The organism is Microbacterium sp. MEJ108Y (assembly GCF_000834175.1).
GTDB lineage: Bacteria > Actinomycetota > Actinomycetes > Actinomycetales > Microbacteriaceae > Microbacterium > Microbacterium forte.
Map to the genome: position 1 here is coordinate 123,464 of NZ_JXQX01000012.1, position 23,337 is coordinate 146,800.

General features: G+C 67.3%; 27 protein-coding genes and 2 tRNA genes. 21 read left to right on the plus strand and 8 right to left on the minus strand.

Annotated elements, in window-relative coordinates; all coding sequences use genetic code 11:
• Positions 1–24: 24 nt before the first annotated feature.
• A complete protein-coding gene (locus RU09_RS07450) occupies positions 25–2,142 on the minus strand; it encodes an MMPL family transporter (protein WP_042539093.1) in 2,118 nt (705 codons plus the stop codon).
• 79 nt (positions 2,143–2,221) lie between these two features.
• On the opposite strand from RU09_RS07450, the gene RU09_RS07455 reads away from it, so the two are divergent.
• The 4 genes from RU09_RS07455 (at position 2,222) to RU09_RS07470 (ending at position 4,559) form a co-directional block, all read left to right on the plus strand.
• Entirely contained in the window at positions 2,222–2,719 is a 498-nt protein-coding gene (locus RU09_RS07455) for a MarR family winged helix-turn-helix transcriptional regulator (protein ID WP_042539095.1), read from the plus strand.
• Positions 2,720–2,813: 94 nt separating this feature from the next.
• Entirely contained in the window at positions 2,814–3,080 is a 267-nt protein-coding gene (locus tag RU09_RS07460) for a hypothetical protein (protein ID WP_042539097.1), read from the plus strand.
• Between the two features lie 147 nt (positions 3,081–3,227).
• The gene (locus tag RU09_RS07465; RefSeq protein WP_231567487.1) at positions 3,228–3,959 is read left to right on the plus strand and encodes an FHA domain-containing protein; all 732 of its coding nucleotides are present in this window, start codon (positions 3,228–3,230) and stop codon (positions 3,957–3,959) included.
• A 126-nt stretch (positions 3,960–4,085) separates the two neighbouring features.
• Positions 4,086–4,559 (plus strand): heme-binding protein, encoded by a 474-nt coding sequence (locus RU09_RS07470; RefSeq protein WP_042539101.1) that lies wholly within the window; start codon positions 4,086–4,088, stop codon positions 4,557–4,559.
• Between the two features lie 102 nt (positions 4,560–4,661).
• Here RU09_RS07470 and RU09_RS07475 read toward each other — a convergent pair whose 3' ends face one another.
• From RU09_RS07475 to RU09_RS07485, 3 genes are all read right to left on the minus strand, one after another.
• The gene (locus RU09_RS07475) at positions 4,662–4,964 is read right to left on the minus strand and encodes a hypothetical protein (protein ID WP_042539103.1); all 303 of its coding nucleotides are present in this window, start codon (positions 4,962–4,964) and stop codon (positions 4,662–4,664) included.
• Positions 4,965–5,181: 217 nt separating this feature from the next.
• Complete coding sequence (locus RU09_RS07480) at positions 5,182–5,697, minus strand: gluconokinase (protein WP_042539440.1); 516 nt, start codon at positions 5,695–5,697, stop codon at positions 5,182–5,184.
• Between the two features lie 10 nt (positions 5,698–5,707).
• On the minus strand, positions 5,708–7,117 hold the full coding sequence (locus tag RU09_RS07485) for a GntP family permease (protein ID WP_376708829.1): 1,410 nt from the start codon (positions 7,115–7,117) through the stop codon (positions 5,708–5,710).
• A gap of 137 nt (positions 7,118–7,254) precedes the next feature.
• On the opposite strand from RU09_RS07485, the gene RU09_RS07490 reads away from it, so the two are divergent.
• From RU09_RS07490 to RU09_RS07525, 8 genes are all read left to right on the plus strand, one after another.
• Positions 7,255–7,962 carry a FadR/GntR family transcriptional regulator gene (locus RU09_RS07490; RefSeq protein WP_042539105.1) on the plus strand — a complete coding sequence of 236 codons (708 nt, stop codon included), beginning with the start codon at positions 7,255–7,257 and terminating at the stop codon, positions 7,960–7,962.
• A 177-nt stretch (positions 7,963–8,139) separates the two neighbouring features.
• The gene (locus RU09_RS07495) at positions 8,140–8,631 is read left to right on the plus strand and encodes an FBP domain-containing protein (RefSeq protein ID WP_042539107.1); all 492 of its coding nucleotides are present in this window, start codon (positions 8,140–8,142) and stop codon (positions 8,629–8,631) included.
• Between the two features lie 46 nt (positions 8,632–8,677).
• Positions 8,678–9,472, plus strand: a complete 795-nt coding sequence (locus RU09_RS07500) for an enoyl-CoA hydratase/isomerase family protein (RefSeq protein WP_042539109.1) — start codon at positions 8,678–8,680, stop codon at positions 9,470–9,472.
• Between the two features lie 113 nt (positions 9,473–9,585).
• On the plus strand, positions 9,586–10,542 hold the full coding sequence (locus RU09_RS18685; RefSeq protein WP_042539111.1) for a hypothetical protein: 957 nt from the start codon (positions 9,586–9,588) through the stop codon (positions 10,540–10,542).
• On the plus strand, positions 10,539–11,333 hold the full coding sequence (locus RU09_RS07510) for an inositol monophosphatase family protein (RefSeq protein ID WP_042539113.1): 795 nt from the start codon (positions 10,539–10,541) through the stop codon (positions 11,331–11,333). Before RU09_RS18685 ends, RU09_RS07510 begins: the two co-directional genes overlap by 4 nt.
• Before the next feature lie 124 nt (positions 11,334–11,457).
• On the plus strand, positions 11,458–12,729 hold the full coding sequence (locus RU09_RS07515; RefSeq protein WP_042539115.1) for a peptidoglycan DD-metalloendopeptidase family protein: 1,272 nt from the start codon (positions 11,458–11,460) through the stop codon (positions 12,727–12,729).
• A 67-nt stretch (positions 12,730–12,796) separates the two neighbouring features.
• Positions 12,797–12,868: transfer RNA gene (locus RU09_RS07520), tRNA-Thr, on the plus strand.
• Positions 12,869–12,902: 34 nt separating this feature from the next.
• Positions 12,903–12,976 (plus strand) — tRNA-Met (locus RU09_RS07525).
• A 45-nt stretch (positions 12,977–13,021) separates the two neighbouring features.
• On the opposite strand, the gene RU09_RS07530 is transcribed toward RU09_RS07525, so the two are convergent.
• Positions 13,022–13,585, minus strand: coding sequence for a GNAT family N-acetyltransferase (locus RU09_RS07530; protein WP_042539118.1), 564 nt, complete (start codon positions 13,583–13,585; stop codon positions 13,022–13,024).
• Between the two features lie 125 nt (positions 13,586–13,710).
• Between RU09_RS07530 and RU09_RS07535 the strand changes: the two genes are divergently transcribed.
• A complete protein-coding gene (locus RU09_RS07535) occupies positions 13,711–13,893 on the plus strand; it encodes a hypothetical protein (RefSeq protein ID WP_042539120.1) in 183 nt (60 codons plus the stop codon).
• A 64-nt stretch (positions 13,894–13,957) separates the two neighbouring features.
• Here the strand turns inward: RU09_RS07535 and RU09_RS07540 are convergent, their stop codons facing one another.
• Both RU09_RS07540 and RU09_RS07545 read right to left on the minus strand, forming a co-directional pair.
• Complete coding sequence (locus RU09_RS07540) at positions 13,958–15,634, minus strand: MDR family MFS transporter (RefSeq protein ID WP_042539122.1); 1,677 nt, start codon at positions 15,632–15,634, stop codon at positions 13,958–13,960.
• Positions 15,635–16,249, minus strand: a complete 615-nt coding sequence (locus tag RU09_RS07545; protein ID WP_042539124.1) for a TetR family transcriptional regulator — start codon at positions 16,247–16,249, stop codon at positions 15,635–15,637.
• A gap of 105 nt (positions 16,250–16,354) precedes the next feature.
• On the opposite strand from RU09_RS07545, the gene RU09_RS07550 reads away from it, so the two are divergent.
• From RU09_RS07550 to RU09_RS07580, 7 genes are all read left to right on the plus strand, one after another.
• Complete coding sequence (locus RU09_RS07550) at positions 16,355–16,963, plus strand: TetR/AcrR family transcriptional regulator (RefSeq protein ID WP_042539127.1); 609 nt, start codon at positions 16,355–16,357, stop codon at positions 16,961–16,963.
• Entirely contained in the window at positions 16,960–18,396 is a 1,437-nt protein-coding gene (locus tag RU09_RS07555; protein WP_042539129.1) for an MFS transporter, read from the plus strand. Before RU09_RS07550 ends, RU09_RS07555 begins: the two co-directional genes overlap by 4 nt.
• Before the next feature lie 3 nt (positions 18,397–18,399).
• On the plus strand, positions 18,400–19,593 hold the full coding sequence (locus tag RU09_RS07560) for a M20 metallopeptidase family protein (RefSeq protein ID WP_042539131.1): 1,194 nt from the start codon (positions 18,400–18,402) through the stop codon (positions 19,591–19,593).
• Positions 19,594–19,752: 159 nt separating this feature from the next.
• Positions 19,753–20,220, plus strand: a complete 468-nt coding sequence (locus tag RU09_RS07565) for an Asp23/Gls24 family envelope stress response protein (protein ID WP_079113914.1) — start codon at positions 19,753–19,755, stop codon at positions 20,218–20,220.
• Positions 20,221–20,343: 123 nt separating this feature from the next.
• A complete protein-coding gene (locus RU09_RS07570; protein ID WP_042539135.1) occupies positions 20,344–20,910 on the plus strand; it encodes an RNA polymerase sigma factor in 567 nt (188 codons plus the stop codon).
• Positions 20,907–21,530, plus strand: a complete 624-nt coding sequence (locus RU09_RS07575) for an Asp23/Gls24 family envelope stress response protein (RefSeq protein ID WP_042539137.1) — start codon at positions 20,907–20,909, stop codon at positions 21,528–21,530. The genes RU09_RS07570 and RU09_RS07575 overlap by 4 nt, the downstream gene beginning before the upstream one ends.
• Positions 21,527–21,880: a hypothetical protein gene (locus tag RU09_RS07580; protein ID WP_042539139.1), complete on the plus strand. Its 354-nt coding sequence runs from the start codon at positions 21,527–21,529 to the stop codon at positions 21,878–21,880. The genes RU09_RS07575 and RU09_RS07580 overlap by 4 nt, the downstream gene beginning before the upstream one ends.
• Positions 21,881–21,983: 103 nt before the next feature.
• On the opposite strand, the gene RU09_RS07585 is transcribed toward RU09_RS07580, so the two are convergent.
• Positions 21,984–22,829 carry an SDR family oxidoreductase gene (locus RU09_RS07585; RefSeq protein ID WP_042539141.1) on the minus strand — a complete coding sequence of 282 codons (846 nt, stop codon included), beginning with the start codon at positions 22,827–22,829 and terminating at the stop codon, positions 21,984–21,986.
• Positions 22,830–22,923: 94 nt separating this feature from the next.
• Here RU09_RS07585 and RU09_RS07590 point away from each other — a divergent pair, with 94 nt between their 5' ends.
• Positions 22,924–23,289 carry a winged helix-turn-helix transcriptional regulator gene (locus tag RU09_RS07590; protein ID WP_042539143.1) on the plus strand — a complete coding sequence of 122 codons (366 nt, stop codon included), beginning with the start codon at positions 22,924–22,926 and terminating at the stop codon, positions 23,287–23,289.
• Positions 23,290–23,337 lie beyond the last annotated feature (48 nt).

Below are 23,337 nucleotides of genomic sequence, written 5' to 3' on the forward strand. Positions count from 1 at the left end.
CGGTCGCGGCGAGGATCTGCCGTCCTAGCCGACGCTCACGACGTCAGGCCTCTGCTCGGCGGAGAGCGCGTCGGCACCGTTCCGGGTGGCCTCGGCATCGGAAAGCGGCGGACGGCGCGGCCACCAGAAGCTGTCTTTGGTGATGAAGGCGAGCGCCGGGACGATGACGGTTCGCACGAGAAGAGTATCGATCAGCACGCCGATGCAGACGATGATGCCGATCTGCGTCAGCGTGATGAGTGGCAGGACTCCGAGCACGGCGAACACCGCGGCGAGCAGGATGCCGGCGCTGGTGATCACGGCGCCCGTCGCGGCGAGAGCTCGAATCATTCCCTGCGTGGTCCCGAGGTGCGCGGCCTCCTCCTTCGCTCGCGTGACGAGGAAGATGCTGTAGTCGACGCCGAGAGCGACGAGGAACAGGAAACTGAACAGCAGCACGTTCGTGTCGATGGCGGGGAACTCGAAGAGCGGTGACTGGAAGAGCCACCAGCTCAGCCCGATGGCCGAGAAGAAGCTGGCGACGACGGCGATCAGGAGCAGCAACGGGGCGACGAATGCACGAAGGAGAAGGACGAGGACGACGAAGACCAGCGCAAGGATGAGCGGGATGAGGAGCGCCTGGTCGCGAGCCTGCGCATCGGCGACATCGAGCGCCTGAGAGTCGAGGCCACCGACGAGGCCCTCGCCGGATCCGACGTCGTCGAGGGCGTCGCGCATGCGCTCGACTGTCGCGAACGCCGCCTCGGTCTCGGCGCTGGCATCGAGGGTGACATCGATCCGCGCCAGCTCATCCGTCGTCTCTCCCATGGTCGCCGAATCGACGCCGTCGAGATCTCCGAGGGCAGCGGCGGCTGCGTCCGCATCATCGAGAGGAACGACGACGATCGCGGGGGAGGTGGTTCCCGCCGAGAACGCCACTGCGAGAAGCTCCTGACCCTGCACCGCCTCGGGCTTCTGCAGGAAACGGTCATTCTGCGACAGCCCGGTCTGCACGAACAGCAGGCCGCTGGCCATGGCTCCGAGCGCCACGAAGCCGACGGATGCCACCAGGACCGGCCGCTTGGACACTCCGCGGCCGAGCTTGCCCCAGACGCTGCGCGAGATGGCGTCGGGCGAGTTGAACCGGGGGATGTAGGGCCAGAACAGACCTCGACCGAACAGCACCAGGGCTGCGGGGAGCACGAAGAGAGCGAAGAACATGGCGACGAGGATCCCCACGGCGCACGCCAGCCCCAGTGCGCGGTTGCCGGCGATCTCGGCGAGAAGCAGAGTGAGGAGCGCGAGTGCGACGGTCGATCCGCTGGCGATGATTGCGGGACCCGCTCCGCGAAGAGCCTGTTGCATGGCTTCCCTGCGATCCTCGTGCAACCGCAGTTCATCCCGGTATCGGGCGATGAGCAGGAGTGCGTAGTTCGTTCCCGCGCCGAAGACGAGCACCGACAGGATGCCGGTGATCGACGCGTCGAGCTGGATTCCTACAGCGCCGGCCACCTGTCGCGCGACGATCCCGGCGAGGGCGTCTGCCAGCCCGATGACGACCAGTGGGACGATCCACAGCCAGGGGCTCCGGTAGGTGATCAGAAGAAGCACCGCGACGACGATGACGGTGGTGAGCAGCAGGGTGAAGTCCGCTCCGTCGAAGACAGCGGCGATGTCGACTTCGAAACCCTCTGCGCCGGTCAGATAGACGCGTACCCCATCGAGGTCTGCGGCGGAGATGTCGCGGATCTCCTGTGCGCGGTCGGACTGTGCGGCGACGTCGGGCTCCGGCTCGAGGGGCACGATCACCAGTGCGACCGTTCCGTCATCTGAGATCTGCGCGGGTGGGACGGCACCGTCGCGTGAGAGATCCGCCAGATCGCCGAAGGCCTTCTCATTGATCAGAGCGAGGGTGTCAGCGTCCAGCTCGCCATCTTCGGCGGCGAACACGACGAGCGCAGAGGTCGCCTCCGCGCTCGTGAACTCCTCCAGAAGCTCATCGACCTTGACCGATTCCGCCGACGAGGGGAGCCCCACGGAAGGGGCGGTTTCGGACTCCTCGCTCCCCGCGAGCGCGAAGAGCGCGGCGGCTGCGACGGCGGTCACGACGAGGATGATCCACGACGTCTTGGCGGACGTCAGGAAACGGGTCAGAGCACTCACGAGAATTCCCCACCTTGGATAGTAGTTCGATAGTCGAATTATATGACTATCGAAAGAGAGTAGCGATATCGTGGAGGTCATGCAAGCGAGTGAGGGTCCATCACCGGAGGCCGAGAGAGCGGCGTTCGCGCCTGCCCGACCGGCGACGGCGCTGCTGCGGGACTTCCTCGAACTCAGCGAGCTGTTCGAGTCCTCCCTCGCCGACGAGCTGGGCGTCAATCCCACCGACCTCCAGGTCATGGAGCACCTGATCATGAGCGGGCCGCTCGCTCCGACCGAGCTCGCTCGGAGAGTGGGGCTCTCTGCGGGAGCGACCACCACGTCCGTCGATCGACTCGTCGCGCTCGGGCATGTGTCTCGAGAGCCTCGGCCGAACGATCGTCGCGGCATCCTCGTCGCTCCCCGCCCCGAGTCGCGCGACAAAGCGATGGGTCGCCTGATCCCCATGATCATGGGTGTCGATGCGGAGCTGGACTCCTTTACGCCACAGGAACAGGACGTGATCACCAGGTATCTCCGACGGGTCACTGAGTCACTGCGCGCACACGCCGGCGCCGATCCGTCGGCTCATCGCTGAGATTTCTAGACAGTGTTCAGAAATCCCTGGACACCTCGGAACGGCAGGCGCATAATCTGATCCACGGGACATGGTTTTAGCAAAGGAGCACGCCATGAGCGATCCGAATGAACCGACAGAGCTGTTCGACTCGGCGTCGGGGCCGACCGGTGCCTCGATCACCGATTGGACAGACCTCGGGCGGGAGATGTGGGCCTACCTCACCGGTCGAGGAGCCGCCGTCAACTACACGTTCGACGACATGACCGTCGAAGTGCCTCGGGATATCGGGCCTGATGCGCCGCGGGCGACCTGGAAGTTCAACGGCACGCTCCGGGTGACGACCAGCGACAGCGCGTCCGGTGGCGCGGGCTCGGTCTGAGCGCGAGCTCCTCCGATGATTCGCCTCGATATCGACCTGCAGGTCGAGCAGGCCAGCCCCGACGGCGGCCCTCCGACACGGTTCAGCGTCAGGGCTGAGGGTCAGGAGGTCGTCGTCTCCCTTGAATCCGCCCCTGGACTCGGAAGCATGAGCCGTCGAGACCTGACTCAGCTCGTGCCGCTCGCCGATGGGCTCGCGCGACGCGGAATCCGTGTGCGTGTGGAAGGGCCGCGGGGGACTCTCGTTCAGTTCGGGGATGTGAGATCGGGGCCCATGGGCCGGGCGATCGCCGGATCCTCGCACATCAAACTGGGGCATCTCTCGACGCTCCTGTCGGAGGCGCAGCATCGGGAACGCGGCAGCGGCTTCCGGCTTCCCGTCCCTCCGTCGACGCCGTTCCCCCTCGTCCCCACAGTCGCCCGGAGAGTTCGGCGGCGAGTCACGACGACCCATTACATTCCCGGCTCCGGTCGTCCGCGGTTGATCTTCGCGGTCGGATCAGGCGACTGGAACTCCAGCAGGCCGCGTGAATTCGACCTGCTCCCGGGGCGCACCGTCATCGGTTCCGGACCGGACGCCGACCTCCGGTTGGAGGGACTCGAAGCCCGCCACGCCGAAGTCCGTCACAATGAGGACGACGAGTACGTCCTCTACTCGTATGCGGCGACCGGCGGCGGCCGACCGAATCTGCCGCACAGCACGGAGAACGCCAGGATCCTGCGCACCGGATCTCGCATCGAGATAGGGCCATGGCGCCTGGCGTACTACCGCGAGGAGTTCGCCGACCATGGGCGTCCCTTCGGTGGACGCCAGGGAGGCGAGTACGAGTTCCAGAAGCAGCAACCGGTGCGTCCGTACGGATCGGGCGAGCTCGGCTGACCGATTCCGTCCATCGGACGGGAGCCGCATCGTGCTGGGGTGCTGAGGATGCGGCGCGCGCGTCGTGAGCAGCGTTGTGCGGCGGCTACAGTCTCAGGCGAACCATCTACGAAAGAGGCGCTGCTGATGACTGACCAGACGAGGCTCGCACAGCTGGAGAAGGAGCATGTCGAACTGGTCGTGCGGCGATTCGACCGAGCGGACGCGTGGCGACTCGGGCGCTCCATAGCAGAGCGCGCGCTGGCCCAGGGGGCTCCCGTCGCGGTCGATGTGCGCACTGCGTCGGGCGTCCTGTTCCACGCGTCGCTGCCTGGCGCGACGGCTGACAACGACGCCTGGGTGCAGAAGAAGGCAGCGACTGCCCTGAGGTTCGAGACCAGCACTGCGCTGCTCGAAGCACGCGTCGCCAGCGGCGGGCGCGACATGTTCGAGCCGGGATGGCTCGACCCCGTCACGTATGCCGTCGCCGGCGGCTCTGTGCCTGTCCGTGTCGAAGGGGTGGGCGTCGTCGCCGTCGCGACGGTGTCGGGGCTTCCTTCAGCGGACGATCACGACCTCGTCGTCGAGGGGATCACGGCGCTGGGACTGCTCGTCGGGTGACGGGCGGGTCGGGTGACGGGCGAGTCGGGTGACGCAGTGAGGGCTGCCCAACGTCGTCGATGCGCGAACGCCCGATGACGACTGGGTCCATTCGGCCCGTGGTCAGGGGCGGATCTGGAACTCGACGTATGGATAGTGGCAGTCGCCGGTCGCACCGGCCTGCTCGCAGTCCTGATCGGGCGCGAGCATCAGCAGCGCTGGTCCCGTGAGATCGGGTGGCAGATCGACCGAGACGGAGGCCGCTCCGATCTCGAGGCGTGAGCCGGTCGTCGTGTCACCACCGGAAGTGCGGACGATCAGTTCTCCCGCCCACTGCTCGTCGATGCTGCACCCGGCGGGATCGACGGATACTGTGACGGTCTGTCCCGCCCGCGGCGACGGGGAGTCGACCGTCAGCAGGATCACCGACTCCTCGCACGCTCGCGAGGAAGCTGAGGGAGCGTTCGCCCCGGTCTCGGAGCCTGGTGCGTCACTGCTCGTACCGTGCTGACTCGGACCTCCGACGGTCTGCGGTGAACATCCCGCGAGTCCGGTGCTGAGCAGGAGCGCCACGAGCAGTGCTCCTACCGGGTGCCGTATCGAGTTCCCCATGGCTCTGAGTGTCGCGACCCGAGGGATCGTCTCAGTAGTCGGGGTGCAGGCGCAGCCGTGAGGCGATTTGTGCGGCCTGCTCGGCGGGCGTCAGAGCGATGTCGATCTCGATCGCCCTCTCGTCGTCTTCCAGCGGCTCCAGGGTGGCGAACTGCGAGTCGAGAAGGGTCGTCGGCATGAAGTGGCCTTCCCTGCGCAGCATCCGATCGAGGATCAGCTCGCGCTCGCCCGCGAAGTGCACGAACGTGACCGCATCTCGGCGCAGGACGTCGCGGTAGCTGCGCTTCAGGGCCGAGCAGGTGACGATGCCGGGCTCGCCGGCCTCGATGCGCTCGTCGATCCATTCGGCGATGAGGTCGAGCCACGGCCAGCGGTCGTCGTCGTCGAGCGCATGGCCAGCGGCCATCTTGGCGACGTTCGCCTCGGGATGCAGATCGTCGCCCTCTTCGAAGGCCCAGCCGAGGCGTCCGGCGAGCATGGCGGCGACGGTCGATTTGCCGGTGCTGGCGACGCCCATGAAGACGAGGACGGGTGCGTTGACGGACATCATGGCGCGCTCAGACGAAGAGGCTCAGGACGAGGACCCCGGCCAGACCGGTGACCGAGATGAGGCATTCGAGCACCGTCCACGACTTCAGAGTCTGCGGGATGCTGAGGCCGAAGTACTCCTTGATGAGCCAGAAGCCCGCGTCGTTGACGTGCGACAGGAACACCGATCCCGAGCCGATCGCGAGCACGAGCAGCGCGACCATGGGCGAGTCGAGGGTCTCGGTGAGCGGCTGCAGGATGCCGGCGGCGGTGATCGTCGCGACGGTCGCCGACCCGGTGGCGATGCGAATGACCACGGCCACCAGCCAGGCGAGGATCAGCACCGAGACCGAAGACCCGGAGACGAACTCGGCGATCACGTTGCCGATACCGGTGTCGACCAGCACCTGCTTGAACCCGCCACCAGCGCCGACGATCAGCAGGATGCCGGCGATCGGTCCGAGCGACGACCCCACGATGTCGTTGATCTTCGTGCGGTCGAAGCCGGCGCCGCGTCCGAGGATGAAGAAGCCGGCGAGCACGGCGATGAGCAGTGCGATGACCGGCGTGCCCAGGAAGTCGAGAGCGAGCTTCCAGGGGGCATCCGACCCCGAGGCCGAGATGTCGGCGACAGCCTTGGCGAGCATGAGGAACACGGGCAGCAGGATGCTGAAGAGCGTGGCTCCGAACGACGGGCGCCGACGCTGCTCTTGTCCTTCGTCCTCTTCGGTGACGAACAGCTCGGGCACCGGCACATCGACCCAGCGCTCCGCGAAGCGTGCGAACAGGGGACCCGAGATTATCACGGCCGGGATCGCCACGATCACACCGAAGGCGAGGGTGAGGCCGAGGTTGGCACCGAGCGCGTCGATCGCCGCGAGAGGACCGGGGTGCGGCGGCACGAGGCCGTGCATGGCGGAGAGGCCCGCAAGCGTCGGGATCGCGATGCGCATGAGCGGCGCACCGGAGCGGCGTGCGACGAGGATGATGACCGGCACGAGGAGCACGAGGCCGACCTCGAAGAACATCGGAAGGCCGATGACGGCGCCGATGAGTCCCATGACCCAGGGCAGCGAACGCGCGCTGGCGCGGCTGACGAGCGTGTCGACGATGCGGTCGGCGCCGCCGGAATCGGCGAGGAGCTTTCCGTAGATCGCGCCGAGTGCGATCAGGATGCCGACTCCGCCCATGGTGGTGCCGAAGCCCGTCGAGAAGCTGGTGACGGACGCGGCGATGTCCATGCCGGCGATCGCACCTGTGGCGAGCGCGCCGATGGTGAGCGACAGGAAGGGATGCAGCTTCACCCAGGTGATGAGGACGATGATGATCGCGATCCCCAGCACGGCGGCTGTGATCAGCTGACCGGCGGGGCGGTCGGGGGCTGCGGTGTCGGCGGCTGCCATCATGAGCGCGTCGGCGGCGGGGGTGAAGAGTGCCATGAGCTTCCTTGATCCGGGCGTGGTTTACGACCTTATGCCGTACATAATAAGCACGCATACCACGTCATGCGCAACATAAACGAAACAATCGTGTGAGACGTCCCACGTCACGCAGCCGCGACGGGCATACTCGACATATGACCGTCGCCGGCCCCGCAAGCCCCGTCCACGACTCGCTCGTCGCCGAGCTCGGTCGCGCGATCGTCGATGGTGAGCACCCCCCGGGCTCGCGCATGCTCACAGTCGAGCTCGCCAGCGAAAGAGGCGTCTCACGCTCCGCGGCGCGGGAAGCAGTGCGGGTCCTCGAGTCCTTCGGCCTGGTCTGGGTGCGTCGCAAGTCGGGAGTCGAGGTGCGGCCTCGCGCCGATTGGAACGTCTATGCCCCTGAGGTGATCGCGTGGCGCCTCGCGGGACCGGGCCGCGACGAACAGCTGCGCGAGCTCAGCCAACTGCGCTCCGTCATCGAGCCACTCGCTGCCGGGCTCGCTGCAGGCACGGCCACCTCCGAGCAGAAGGTCGACCTCGTGTCGCTCGTCGTCGCGATGGGGCAAGAAGACCACGAGGCCGATCGCGAGCGCTATCTGACAGCCGACATCCGATTCCACAGGCTCCTCCTCGAGGCCTCGGGTAACGGGATGCTCGCCGCGCTCGGCGGCACGGTGGAGGCGGTCCTCCGCGGGCGCACCGCTCATTCCCTCATGCCTCACGTGGCCGACCAGAACGCGGTGCAGTGGCATCGCGATGTCGCGTTCGCGGTGGCGAGCGGCGACGCGGATGCGGCGGCTGTCGCCATGCGCAACATCGTCTCGGAAGCTGACGAGGCCATGCAACGCGCCGCTGAGTAGTCCGACCGGCTGCGTCGGTGTCTCGGGAGGCGGGGAGTTGCAGACCGCCTGAGAGTCAGGATCATAAGGGGGGCGCACGCAGCGCGCGCCTGCCCGAGCACTCACCCCGGCCGCTGCAGGGGTCTCGTGATGGCGATGTGCGGACGCAGGCGGCTGGGGGGTTCATAGACTGGTCGGATGCGAGCGCTCACCGAGGCAGACATCCGTGCGTCCTTCGTCAACGCGGATGCGGACGAGCTGAGGGTCATGGAGATGCCCCTCGATCTGGTGCTGATCGACTGGGACTACCTCGACTTCTTCGCATGGCGCGATCCGAGCGCTGGGCGCCGCGGCTACGTCCTCACCCAGCACGACGGGGAGATCTTCGGAGTCGTCCTCCGAGCCTCCGACCCCGGCCGCGGGCGTTCGGGCATGTGCAACATCTGCCACACGATGCAGCCCGGGAACCAGGTCGCGCTCTTCTCGGCCCGGCGAGCCGGCGAGGCCGGGATGCGCGGAGATTCAGTGGGAACCTACATCTGCGCTGATCTCTCGTGCCACGAGAACGTGAGGCTCGCACACCCCCTCGCCCCCAGCGAGGTGCTGGCACCCGGACAGGTGGACATGCGCCTCGACGGCACTCGACGGCGTATGGAGGCTTTCACCAAGCGGGTGCGGGACGAGCGCTGATCGCGGTTAGCCTGGTGGCCAACGTCCTGTGCTCGAAGGAGAAGCCATGAACGATGCCATCCTGTTCGCCGTCGATGAGGGGCTGGCCAGGCTCACGCTGAACCGCCCCGCGAGGCTCAACGCGTTCAACGCAGATCTCGCGCACGCCTGGCGGGATGCGACGGCAGAGGCCACGTCACGGTCGGACGTCACGGCGATCCTGATCGACGCGGCGGGTCCCGCGTTCTGCGCGGGTGGCGACGTGATCGACATGGCGACGACGATGGGGTCGGCCGACGACATCACCGCGCTCGCCGAAGTCATCAACACCGGCATCCGCTCCCTGACGGAGTCCGCAGTGCCCGTGGTCGCCGCGGCGCATGGCACGACGGCGGGCGGTGGACTCGGCATCCTTCTCAGCAGTGACTACGCCGTCGTCGGATCGCGGTCTCGCCTCGGCAGTCTGTATGCGAACATCGGGCTGACCCCCGACCTCTCGGTCTCGGCCCAGCTCGCTCGAGCCGTCGGACAGCGTCGAGCGCTGCAGCTGGTGCTGCAGGACCGCCTGCTGTCGGCCGCCGAGGCGGTGGAGTGGGGCCTCGTCGCAGAGGCCGTCGAGGGGGCGGACTCCGCGGACGAAGCCGATCTCGTCCGAGCCCGTGCCGAGGAGGTCGCACGCTTCTGGCTTGCCGGGGCAGCGGAGGCCTACGGACACGCGAAGCGACTCGTCCGCTCGCAGCCCGAGCGGACGTTCGCAGAGCAGCTGAGCGAGGAGGCGCGGTCGATCGGGGTCGCCATGGCGACGCCGGACGCCCAGGCCCGGATCGCCGCCTTCGCCGCCTCCTCCGCACGCAAGAGCTGATCACTGCACGCGAGCCGGTTCGCCCCGATGTATCCACGGATCGCGCCGCCACTGCTGCCCTCGCGCCGGCGCATGCAAGGATGAACGCAACGCCGCCCAACGAGAGGAACGCGATGACGCAGCCGGAGATCTCCCCGCAGCCCCCTGTGCCGATCGAGAAGAAGAACATGTCCCTCCTCATCAGAGGGGCGATCTGGATCGCCATCGGCGCGCTCATCGCCGCCGCACTCGTCTGCGTCGTGTGGGTGCTGGTCGGTGATCAGGACGGATTGATCGGCCGGGCTTTCCTCACGATCCTCCTGCTCGCCGCCTTCGCAGGCATCGCGATCCTCGAGGCAGGACTCGCACCGAACCGTCCCGACTGGCTCGCTCTGTCGAGCATGGTCAGCTGGATCGTCGCTCTGCTGGTCGGAGCCGTCAAGATCTGGCTGCCGGAGGACGATCAGTTCTTCACCGGCGCCGAGCGCTTCTTCCAACTGCTCCTGGTCGTGGGAATCCTCCAACTCGCTCTGCTGCATGTGCGGCTGTTCACTCCGGCCGCCCAGCGACACGTGACGACGTTCACCCGGATCATCTACATCGCGACGATCGTGTTCCTCGGTGGGCTTGTGGGCATGCTGATCTTCTTCCTCACGTTCCCGAACACGTTCGACTACGGCGAGCTCTACTGGCGCATCGTCGTGGCGCTCACGATCCTCGCGGCGGTGGGGACCACGTTGATCCCCCTGCTGAACGCTCTGTTCGCTCCTCGCAAGCCTGCGGGCCCCCGGGCTGCCGACGCTCACGGCGTCGCCGCCGCCCCTGCATGGCCGACGTATGCCGACGGTCGCACCCCGCTGCCCGTGCTGCCTGACGGCTCGCCGGACTGGAACGCCTACTACACCGGTCACCCGTCGGCTCAGCCTCCGCAGGCCCCCCAGCAGGCGCTGCCCGCACCTCCCGCCCCGCAGCCGTTCCCGGTCGCACCCTTCCCGACTGCCCCTGAGCCGTACTCGCAGGCGCAGCCCGCGCCTCCGGTGCCGCAGGCGCCCGCTGCCTATCCGCCGGCTCCGCCGTTCCCGCCGCAGTGAGCCTCGAACTCGAGCTCGTCGACCTCGCCTCTCGGATCGCACGCGAGGCCGGCGACCTGGCGCGCTTGCGTCGCGCCGAGGGCGTGCACCTCGCCGCGACGAAGTCGACGCTCGCAGACATCGTGACCGACGCCGACCGCGAGGTCGAGATGCTCATCCGTGAACGGCTGCGGGTCGCTCGGCCGGGCGACGGCTTCCTCGGTGAGGAATCCGAGGCCGAACGGGGCGAGAGCGGAATCACCTGGGTCGTCGATCCGATCGACGGCACGGTGAACTACGCCTACGGGATTCCCTCCTACGCGGTGAGCATCGCGGCGGTGCGCGGCAGCGCTATCGCGGGGGAGTGGGAGGCGCTCGCCGCGGCCGTCTACGCCCCGGCATCCGCAGAGATGTTCACCGCGGCGACGGGCCACGGCGCGTTTCTGGAAGAGGCGAGGCTTTCGGTCACGACCGAGACGCCGGCCGGTGCGCTGCTGGCGACCGGCTTCGGCTATGACCCGGCGACGCACGACGGCGACCTCGCCACAGTGCGCAGGATCATGCCGATCGCCAGGGATCTCCGACGCGCCGGTTCCGCCGCGCTGGACCTCGCGTTCGTGGCCGCCGGACGCCTGGACGGCTACTTCGAGCGCGGTCTGAAGCCCTGGGATCACGCGGCGGGCGCGCTGCTCGTCGTCGAGGCCGGAGGCAGCGTCTCGCTGATCGACCGAGACTCGACGAGACCCATGCTCATCGCGGGTGGAACCGAGGTCCACCGACGCGTGATCGATATTCTTCGCGATGAAACGTGAACGATTCATGGCATTCACAGGTGGATCAGGCTAGGGTTTATCCGATCGTTACTTTCATCGGCCCGAATCGGTGAAGGTCGTAAGCGCCCCCGAGCTTGACGTTTTAAACCCGAGAGAATCTGACTTGCCCTTCGAGAATCCCCAGGCTGCCTCTGCGCCCACGCGCCGGTCCAGCCGTCCCCGCACTGCGGCCTTCGAGGCCTCTGCGGCAGGAGTGACGGAAGCCGTCTCCGAAGCTGCACCCGTATCCGAATCCGCGTCCGTCGCATCCGAGACCCCGACGTCGCGCCGCGCCGCCCGCCAACGGCTGAACACCGCAGAGGTGCTCATCGCGGCGACCGCCGTCGCCGCAGCGTCAGCAGCATCCGATTCCGCAGACGTCGTCGCGGTGAAGCCGACTGAGGCTCCCGAGGTCGTCGTCGAACCTGTCGTCGAACCTGCGGCGATGCCCGCGATGGTCGAAGACGCTGATTCAGAGCCTCTGCGCGCCGAGCGCGACGACGCCGGTCACCGCCGTCCGAGCACCGATGACGCGTTCGAGACCGCGGCCCGCGCATTCCGTCGCGTCGCCTCGGAGAGCGCGTCCGAGCCGACCGCCGAGCCTGACGCCCCTGCGGCCGAAGAGACGCCTGTCGAGCACGTCGCCCGTCGTCGTCCATCGGCGCGCAAGTTCCTCACGGTCGGTGCGACCGTCGGTGTGATGAGCCTGGCCGGACTGCTCGCGGTCGGAATGACCCTTCCGGCTGAGGCCGTCGCCGCAGTGCAGGGCTCGCCGTCGCTCGCGGCCACGTCTCTCGTCGCCGCATCGGGCTCCAAGTCGGCGGACAGCGCCGACGATGAGATCCAGGCCTTCGTCACGTCCTCAGACGTGCAGAACGAGTCGCTCGCGCGCTCCGACAGCTTCTCGACCGTCTCCTTGATCCAGGTGGCGTCCGAAGAGGGCATCAACTACTCCAACGAGGTCTTCACCAACGACGCAGAGGCCGCCATCCAGTGGCCCTTCAAGGTCGGCGTGGGGATGAGCTCGGGATACGGCATGCGCTGGGGTCGCCTGCACGAGGGCATCGACTTCGTCCCCGGCGAAGGTGCGCCCATCCAAGCGATCGCCGACGGCGTCGTGCGCATCGCCACCGAGCAGGGTGGCGCCTACGGCGTGACCGTCTACATCGACCACGTGATCGACGGACAGATCGTCACGAGCCACTACTCGCACATGCAGTACGGGTCGCTGCAGGTCACGGCCGGGCAGACCGTGAAGGTCGGCGACATCGTCGGGCACACCGGAAACACCGGCCGCTCGTACGGTGCGCACCTGCATTTCGAGATCATCATCAACGGCGGCACCATCGATCCGCTGCCGTGGCTGCGCGAGAACGCGGGTCGCACCTCGTATTGACACCTCGATTTCATGAGGACGCCACAGTGATGGTATTCTCGTGTGGTTGCCCCGCGAGGGGCAGCACGCCCCGATAGCTCAGTGGCAGAGCACTTCCATGGTAAGGAAGGGGTCGTCAGTTCAATCCTGACTCGGGGCTCACAGCGTTCGTATCTGCGATGCGGATGCGGTGTGGCAGGGTAGCTCAGCTGGTCAGAGCGCACGACTCATAATCGTGAGGTCGCGGGTTCAAGCCCCGCTCCTGCTACAGATCAAGACCCCCGGTTTTCCGGGGGTTTTGTCGTATCCGGGCTCAGGAGCGACCGGCTCCGACCCGCGCGCGCTCGGTGAGCTGCGCATACATGTACATGTCCCGTGGCCGCCCGTCGATCCTCTGCCAGGCCTTCAGAAGGCCCTCGCGTTCATAGCCTGCGCTCTCCGCCACGCGCCAGGATCCTTCGTCGGCCGGCTCCACATAGAGCTCGAGACGGTCGAGGCGTTCGAGAGTCGATGCCCACGACGTCAGGGTGGCGAGAGCGTCGGCCGCAAAGCCGCGCCGGCGCTGTGACGCAGCGACCCAATATCCGACGCTCGCGCGCGTGCGACCGACCGGAAAGAGACCGATGTGACCGACCGCGCGATCATCGAGGTCCGCGATCGCGAACGCATAACCCGCGCCCGACTCGAGCCTCTGATGCTGACGACGGATGAACGCCACGGCCGCGGTCTCGTCGGGGGTCCGCGGGACCGTGGTCACGAGCGGGATGAGCGTGTCGCGCGACGCCTCCTGCGCGAGGGCGACGTCGGTGTCGCGCCATTCGCGGAGCCGCACCTGTCTGCCGGAGAGAATCGGAAGGACGAGAGGGGCATCGCTCATGATCCGATGGTCGCACGACGGCCATCGGAACGGTTGCTGCACGGCACGACGATGTCAAGGGGATGCCGGCTCGGGGCCCGACCCGGTCACACTGATCGTCCGATACCCCGACGATAGGAGCGATCATGTCAGACCCTCAGACAGGCCCGGACGAAGGTGCCGAGATCGACGCGACCGGCGTGGACGCCGACTTCGTGACGAACGACCCGGATCCCGAGATCGACCCCGCGACCCCGGGTGAGGATCAGAAGGCTGACGGCGACAACGCAGATCACCCTGACGAGCTCGAGGTGGGCGACCTTCCCTGACTTCGCAGACGACACGGGCCCGCTCCTCGAGGTGAGGAGCGGGCCCGTGATCTGTGGAGAGGCGTCAGTGAGCGGTCGGAGGGGCGTCGCTCTCGGCCGCGACATGCGCCTTGCCATCCGAACCGGCGGCGGTCCGGACGGGCGTTCCTCGTTGCTCGGCTTCGAGGCGCTCGGCCTCCTCGCCGCTGATGGCCTCGCCTCGGGCGACGAGCCCGGCCTGATCAGACAGCGGGATCTGCTTTAGGAACAGCGACAGCACGAGGGCGAGCACGATGAACGGGACGAGGAACCAGAACACCGGAGCGAGAGCATCCGCGTAGGCCGTGACGATTCCGTCTCGCACCTCATCGGGAAGCGCGTTGAGCGTCGCCGGGTCGATGGTCGACGCCGCCTGCGATGCGTCCTCCGGCGATGCCCCGGCATCGGCGAAGACACCGAGCAGGTTCTCGGTCAGACGGGTGGTGAAGATGGTGCCGAACACCGCGGTGCCGAGCGAGGCACCCACCTCGCGGAAGTAGTTGTTCGTGCTGGTCGCGGTGCCGATCTCGCCGGCGGGCACCGCGTTCTGCACGACCAGGACGACCACCTGCATGATCAGGCCGAGCCCGGCGCCGAACACGAACAGGAACGCGCAGATCAGCCAGATCGGCGTCTCGGCCGAGAGTGTGGTCATCGACACCATCGCGATGCCGGTGAGGATCGTGCCGACGATCGGATAGATCTTGTACTTGCCGGTCTTCGAGATCGCGATGCCCGAGAAGATCGAGGTTCCGATCAGTCCGACCATCATCGGGATCATCAGCAGACCGGATGCCGCGGCCGACGTGCCGGACGACATCTGCAGGAACGTGGGCACGAAGCCGATCGCCGCGAACATGCCGATGCCGAGCACGAGTCCGATCGCGGTCGCGTTGACGAAGATCGGGTTGCGGAAGAGGCTCAGCGGGATGATCGGGTCCTGCACCTTCGCCTCCGTGATCACGAAGGCTGTCGCGGCCACGACGAGACCCGCGCCCCAGGCCCAGGTCGCGAGGGAATCCCAGCCGAACTCCTTGTCGCCGCCGAAGTCGGTGAAGAAGATCAGGCAGGTGGTCGCGATCGACAGGAAGATCACGCCGAAGATGTCGATCGGCTTCTGAGCCTTCTTGCTCGGCAGCTTCAACGCGACGAGCGCGATGATGAACGCCGCGATGCCGACGGGGATGTTGATGTAGAACGCCCACTGCCACGTCAGGTGGTCGACGAAGAAGCCTCCGAGCAGCGGACCGGCCACCGCAGAGAGACCGAACACGGCGCCGAGCGGACCCATGTACTTGCCGCGTTCGTTCGCGGGGACGATGTCGGCGATGATCGCCTGCGACAGGATCATCAGTCCGCCGCCGCCGAGGCCCTGCAGCGCGCGGAAGGTGACGAACATCCAGAAGTCGGTGGCGAAGGCGCAGCCGACCGACGCGAGCGTGAACAGCGCGATCGCGACGAGGAACAGATTGCGTCGGCCGAGGACGTCACCGAACTTGCCGTAGATCGGCATGACGATCGTGGTCGCCAGCAGGTAGGCGGTGGTGATCCAGACCTGATGGTCGACGCCGCCGAGCTGTCCGACGATCGTCGGCATGGCGGTCGAGACGATCGTCTGGTCGAGGCTCGAGAGCAGCATCCCGGCGATCAGGGCGCTGAAGATGATCCAGATGCGCCGCTTGGTGAGCAGGAACGGCGCGTCCTTGGTGGCTGTGGCGGACATTCAGTCGGCTTTCTGTGATGGTGCGAACACGGCGCGAGCGATCTCGAGGCGACGCCTGACGAGATCGCTGAAGGAATCGGTCGAGTGATGGTGCAGCAGTTGGTCCATGCACAGGCGCACCAGCGCGCCGACGGTGTGGACCATGACCTCGGCGTGCAACTCGGCATCGGCAGCGCCCTCGCCGCTTCGCCGCACGACGAGCTCCATGTCGCGACGCTCGTTCTTCGCCAGCTGCTCGAACGCGGCCTTGAGCAGCCGAGGCTCCTGCTCGATCACCGCGAACATGGCGTGCGCGTCGTCGAGCGGGTTGAAGAGCTCGAATCGGGCGATCGTCAGCCGGAGGAAATCATCGAGGAGGTCGCCGCTCTGGGCGACGAACTCCGCTTCGAGGCCTTCCTGTCGGGAGTCGATCGCGGCGAACCCGAAGACGGCGTTCTCCTTGCTCTCGAAGTAGTTGAAGAACGTGCGCCGCGAGACGCCCACCTCGGCGCAGAGCTCCTCGACCGTGAAACCGGCGAAGCCGCGCTCCGTCGTCAGTCGGCGTGCCGCATCGGTGAGCGCGCGCGTCGTCGCGCGCCTGCGCTGCTCTCGCAGTGAATCTGCACTCTCACTCATAGAGTGCAATATTGCACTCCGAATCTAAGAGTGCACTGTGAGCGCGAGTGACATCGTTTCATATCCGTAATACTTACGAAACACTCCGTATCGTATCGTTGGGCCATGACCTCCGATCCGATCGAGAAGCCCGGCCGTCCCACCGACGAGGACCTCACTCGACGCATCCTCGCGACGGCAGGCGAGATGCTCGGCCGAAACGGCTATCAGGCACTCAGCGTGGAGCAGGTGTCGAAGGCGGTCGGCTGCGGCAAGACCGCGATCTATCGCCGTTACGCCGACAAGGGCGCGCTCGTCGCCGCGGTGCTCCGATCGCAGGTCGAGATCGGAGCAATGCCCGATCGCGGAGACATCCGTGCCGACCTGCTCGAACACGTGCTGCAGAACCAGCGCAACCAGGAGCTGTCTCCCGAACAGAGCCACGGCCTGCGCGCGATGTTCGAGCCGGATGTCTTTCCCACTCTGTGGGATTCCTTCTTCCAGCACCGCCGTAGGCAGGGCGTCGAGATCATCGATCGAGCCATCGCCCGCGGCGAGCTCCCGGAGGACGTCCACCACGACATCCTCCTCGACACGATCGCCGGGCTCACCCTGTACCGGCAGTCCGTCAAGCGCATCCACATCGATGAGCGCCACTACGTCGACATCATCGACGCTCTCGTCAGCACCCCGCCGCGTCGCCTTGCAGACGCTGATGAACAGGCTTCTCCTTGACCACTGACACTCCACCCCTCACCCGATCCCTGCCGAACGTGAGCGCTCGCGCGGTCGTCGGCTTCCTCGTCTTCTGCGAACTCGCGAGCGGATTCGTCCAGGGGTTCTACGCCCCTCTGCTCGGCGAGATCGCCGGCCATCTCCAGGTCTCCGACGCCGACATCACCTGGTTCCTCACGGTCCAGACCCTGGCCGCAGCAGTCTGCGTGCCGCTGCTCTCCAAGCTCGGAGACATCTTCGGGCATCGCCGGATGCTCCGGATCGCCGTGGTCGCGGTGCTGATCGGCACTCTCGTCACCGCGTTCCTGCCGAGCTACCCGCTGGTGCTCGCCGCTCGCATCCTCGTGGGGCCACTCGCGGTGTGGCTCCCGCTCGAGATCGCTCTCGTGCACAACCGCATCAAGGGCGAGACGGCTCGCACCTCGATCGGCCTGCTCGTGTCGTGCCTGACGGGCGGCGCCATTCTCGGGACGATCTCGGCCGGCATCTTCTCCGCGATCCTGCCCACACTCACGCTGACACTGCTGGTGCCCGTGCTGTTCGTCGCAGTCAGCGTCTACGCGGTCTTCTTCAAGGTGCCCGAATCCACCTCGCGCACCGGGGCGAAGATCGACGTCGTCGGATTCATCGGCATCGGACTCGCGATGGTCGTGCTGCTGTTCGGTCTGCGCTTGGCGTCGACTGACGGGTTCGCCTCGGCAGCGACGATCGCCACCCTCGCTGCGGCAGTCGTCATCTTCGTGCTCTGGGTGCTGTGGGAGCTGCGCGTCACGTCACCCGCGATCGATGTGCGGCTGATCGTCTCGCCGCGCCTCGGGCCCGTCTACCTCACGGCATTCCTGTTCGGCATGGTGATGTTCGGTGCGCAGGCTCCCTCGACGACGTTCCTGACGGCCGATCCCGATACCGCGGGCTACGGCTTCGCGGCGTCCGCGGGAACAGCGTCGGCGGTCACGGCGGTCGTGACGATCCTCGCGACCGTGGGGGCGGCGACCTTCGCGCCGATCGCGCGCCGGATCGGCATCCGTGCGGTGCTGGTGACGGGTGCGGTTCTCGCCGCGTCGGGATCTCTCATCCAGATCGCGTTCCACGATGAGCTCTGGCAGATCTTCGTGATCTCGGCGATCAACGGCATCGGCATGGGGTTCCTCCTCGGTGCACTTCCCGCGCTCGTCGCCGAACTGGCTCCGAGCGACTCGACCGGCATCGCGACCGGCGTGTACAACTCGTTGCGCACCCTCGGAGGTTCTGCTGCCGGTGCGGTGTTCGCCGTGCTGCTCGCGGGCTTCACGGCATCCGGATCCCTCAGCTCGTCGATCGGCGGCTACATCACGATCTGGAGCGTCTGCGCCGGGGCGTTCATCGTCGCCGCGCTCGCCCTGGCGTTCATGCGGATGCCGCACGAGACCGACACCTCCCTCACGAAAGGCTGACCCTTGACCACCCCAGACTTCGCGGCGGATGCCGTCGCGATCCTGCCCGACCTCGTCGCGCTGCGGCGCGCCCTGCACGCCGACCCCGAGCTCGGACTCGACCTCCCTCGCACGCAGCAGAAGGTGCTCGACGCCCTCGCAGGGCTGCCGCTGGAGATCACCACCGGCACCCGCACGACTTCGGTGGTCGCGGTGCTGCGCGGCGGGCTGCCGGGGCCTGCGGTGCTGCTGCGCGGCGACATGGACGCCCTGCCGATCGAGGAGACGACCGGCCTCGACTTCGCCTCCGTCAACGGCACCATGCACGCGTGCGGTCACGACCTGCACACCGCAGGGCTGGTCGGTGCGGCGAAGCTGCTCGCCGCACGGCGCGATGAGCTGCACGGCTCGGTGATCTTCATGTTCCAGCCGGGGGAGGAGGGGCATGGCGGCGCGAAGATCATGATCGAAGAGGGGCTGCTCGACGCTGCGGGAGAGCGGCCGGTCGCCGCCTACGCGATCCACGTGGCCCCGGGGCCCCGAGGCCTCTTCGCGACGAGAGGCGGAGCGGTGGCCGCCGGATCCAATCAGCTCTTCGTCACGGTGAGGGGGCGAGGAGGGCACGGATCGCAGCCGCACCAGACGCTCGACCCGGTGCCCGCGGCGGCCGAGATCGTGCTCGCGCTGCAGAGTTTCGTGACACGGCGGTTCGATGCGTTCGACCCCGTCGTGCTGTCGGTGACCCGACTCTCGACGGGAGACGGGGCGGTCAACGTCATTCCTGAGCAGGTCGAGCTGGCGGCGACGGTCCGCAACATGTCGCCGGCATCGCTCGCGACGCTGCAGGAGGGGCTCCCTCGAGTGATCGAGGGAGTGGCGGCCGCCCATGGGCTGTCGGCGGAGGTCCGGTTCGACACGATGTATCCGGTGACGGTGAACGACCCGGAGGAGACGTCCGCGACGGTCGACGTCCTGCGGGGTGCGTTCGGGGAGCAGCGGGTCGTGATGATGCCGACGCCGATGATGGGGTCGGAGGACTTCGCGTTCGTGCTGAACGAGGTTCCCGGCACGTTCATCGCGTTGATGACCTCGCCGCCCGATGCCGATCCGAGCACGATCGAGTGGAACCACTCGCCGCGGGTCGTGTTCGACGACGCGGTGCTCGGCGACCAGGCCGCGGCGCTGGCATCCGTCGCATTCGCCCGCACGGCGCGCTGAGATCGACTCTGATCTGAGGCTGCTCCCCACTCGGGGAGCGGCCTCCGTCATGATTCACGTCCAATTTGTGACGAATCGTTCGTAGCATCCGTCTTAGTGGTGTCGCTGCACTGCGGCCCTCCCCGCCGGGGATCCCACACACTGATGAAGGAGCACATGATGGCGAACGTCTCGAACGCACAGCAGCCCAAGGTCCAGGTCGCCCCGGCAGGTTCGACCGTCGCCTCGACCGGCCAGACGATCATCGAGAACGGCGTCGTCGCCAAGATCGCCGGCATCGCGGCTCGTGAGGTTCCCGGCGTCTACGCCCTCGGCGGCGGAGCAGCGCGCGCGGTCGGTGCCATCCGCGACGCGCTCAACTCCACCGACCTCACCCAGGGCATCAGCGTCGAGGTCGGCGAGACCCAGGTCGCCGTCGATGTGACCATCGTCGCCGAATACCCGGTGTCGCTGCAGAAGGTCGCCGACGACGTGCGAGCTGCGATCTCTGTCGCGATGAGCGAGTACGTCGGCAAGCAGGCTGTCGAGGTCAACGTGACCATCAACGACGTGCACATCCCCTCCGACGACGACACGACCGCCGACACGGTCGCCACAGACGACGGCACGGAGACACGTGTCCTGTAGCCCCTCGAGATGCGTACGAGTGACCGGATCAGCATCTCGTGACCGCTCCGTCGGATCGTCGATCCGATCCGATGGTGCGTCTGTTCCGAACTTCTCACGGGGCATGGAAGAGGGAGTCGACGTATGGCTGGGGAACGATTTCGCTCTGCTCTCGAGCAGGCGGATGACCGGATCGTCGCCGGTCGGGCGATGGACGGCGACGTGGCCGCCTTCGCCGTGCTGGTGCGGCGGTACACGCCGATGATGCGTGCGTACACGCAGCGGATGCTGAACGCGTCGGCCGATGTCGATGACATCGTCCAGGAGACGTTCGTCACCGCATGGCAGCGGTTCTCCGAGCTCGAGGACCCGGCGAAGGTCAAGAGCTGGCTGATGCGCATCGTGAGCCGCAAGGCGGTCGACCGCATCCGCGCGCTGCGACCGATGCTCGACGTCGACGACATGGAGCAGGCGGCTCCGTCGCACAGCGCGCCCGCGCGCGTGGTGGAGGCGCGCGCGGGGATCGAGGCGCTCGGCGCGGCGTTGCAGGAGCTGCCCGCTGCTCAGCGTGAATGCTGGGTGCTGAGGGAGATGGGCGGCTACTCGTACGACGAGATCGCGTCGGAGCTCGACATCTCGGTGTCGACGGCACGTGGCCTTCTCGCTCGAGCCAGAAAGTTCATGATCGTGCGAATGGAGGCCTGGCGATGACTGAAGAGCAGAAGGCTCCCGACGTGCGTCAGCTCGGACTCGAGCCGAGCGATCTCGACGGGCACACCCTCGAAGAGCTGAGCGACTATCTCGAGGCCGGCAGGCTTCCCGTCGACCCGTCGATCGAGGGCTCGCCGGGGTGCCAGCTCGCACTGGACGCGCTCGAGCGGCTGCAGGGTCTGGGGGGACAGCTGATCGAAGCGGATGCCGCGGCGAGGCCGGAGGTCGACGACAGCTGGGTCGACCGCATCCTCTCGGGGATCGCGCTGGATGCCCGTGCAGGACGCCGCATCCCGTTCGACGAATCCGACCCCTCCGTGGACTTCGGCATCACGGAAGGCGCGGTTCGGGGACTCATCCGCTCGGCGGAGAACGCCGTGCCCGGCATCATGGTCGGTCGGTCGACTCTCGACGGAGACGTCACCGTCGTGGGCGAGCCGATCCGGATCGCGATCGAGGTCAACGCCATCTACGGGGAGTCCATCCCGACCGCGGTCGAGCGGCTTCGCGCCGAGATCGCGGAGCGTCTGCACCGGCAGACGGACCTCACCGTGACCTCGATCGACGTCACGGTGCGAGACATCCAACGGATCAGCAGTGCAGCGGAGGAGACCTCATGAGCACCACAGCCCTACCGGGACTCGCCGAGCGGATCGAGGCGGCGGTGCTGGCGACGGCCGGCGTGCGCAACGTCTACCGAGCGGGCTCGCTGGTGTCGAACATCGTCGGAGAAGGGGCCGTGGCGATCGGCATCAGCCGGAGCGATGAGGCTCTCGTGGCCGTCCGAACGGATGACGACGGGGTCGAGGTCGAGGCATCGCTCGGTGTCGAGTACTCGGCGAACGCCCTCGAGCTGCTCCGAGATGTCCGCGCGGCGATCGACAAGGTCCTCGCGGACGACGGGCTGGGGCCCGTCGAGATCGCGCTCACGATCGCGTACGTCCATCCGCGGGAGGCATCGTCGGACTGAGTGCGCGTGAGCGCGCGGAGGCGCCGATCCTGGGTGAGGATCGGCGCCTCTCGCTGTGTGAACGGGTGATCAGGGCGAACGGGTGATCAGGGTGAACGGCTGATCAGGCGATCGCGCGGATGCCGTCGACGAGGGGCGTGGTCGGTCGGCCGATCAGCCGGGCGAGGGTGCCGTCCGTGTCTGCGAGCGCGCCTGCGGCGATGCCGGCGTCGAGAGCGACGACGAATCCTGCGGTGCCCTCGTCGAGACCGGCTGCCTGGAGGCCGGCGAGCTGCTCGTCGGCGGTGAGCGGCTGGTACTCCACCTCGCGGCCCGTGACCTCGGCGATCGCACCGGCGAGTTCGGTGTAGTTCCACGCGACGTCGCCGCCGAGCTCGTAGACCTGGCCGATGTGACCGTCCTCGAGCAGCACGACGGCTGCCGCTTCGGCGAAGTCCTTGCGGCTCGCGGAGGCGACTCGTCCGTCACCGGCTCCGGAGGCGAGCACGCCGGTCTCGGCAGCACGGGCGACGTCGGCGGCGTAGTTCTCGGTGTACCAGTTGTTGCGCAGGATCACCGAGGGGAGGTCCGAGGCCGCGATGAGCTCTTCGGTCGCCTTGTGCTCGGGGGCGAGCACGAGATCGCTCGTCGTCGCCTTCGGAGCGCTGGTGTAGACGAACTTCGTCACTCCGGCGGCCTTGGCGGCATCGATGACGGACTGGTGCTGGGCGACGCGCTGGCCGACCTCCGAACCCGAGATGAGCAGGACGCTGTCGACGCCCTCGACGGCTGCAGCGACGGAGGAGGGGTCGGTGTAGTCCAGTCGCGCGACCCGCACGCCGAGATCCTCGGCCTTCGCGACGTCGCGCGCGCCGGCGACGATCGACTGCGGGTCGGCGCCGCGCTCGAGGAGGCTGGCGATGACGAGGCGTCCGAGGTTGCCGGTCGCGCCGGTGACGAGGATGGTCATGGGGTGTCCTTTCGTAGGTGACATGAGCGACAACCGCCCCACCCGCGACGAACATTCCAACTGATGGGTACCCACTTTGAAGTAAGGTACGTACATGACGGTTAGTTATGCGCAGATCCGGGAAGCGACCCCGCAGATCTTCGAGCCTGGATGCAGCACACGAGTGATCCTCGACCACGTGATGAGCAAGTGGGGAGTGCTGGTGCTCTCGTCGCTCTCCGACGGGACCCGTCGCTGGGGCGAGTTGCGCCGCGAGGTCGGCGGCATCAGCGAGAAGATGCTCGCCTCCACCCTGCGCACCCTGGCGGACGACGGGCTCGTGCGCCGAGAATCCTTCCCGACGGTGCCCCCGCACGTCGAGTACAGCCTGACTCCGCTCGGCCGTGACCTCATGCGGCGGATGCTGCCGCTCGTCGAGTGGGTCGCCGAGCACGCCGATGACATGATCGATCGGGGCTAGTTCGACGGATTCCGTCGCCTCCCGGCGTAGATGAGCACGAAATCCGTC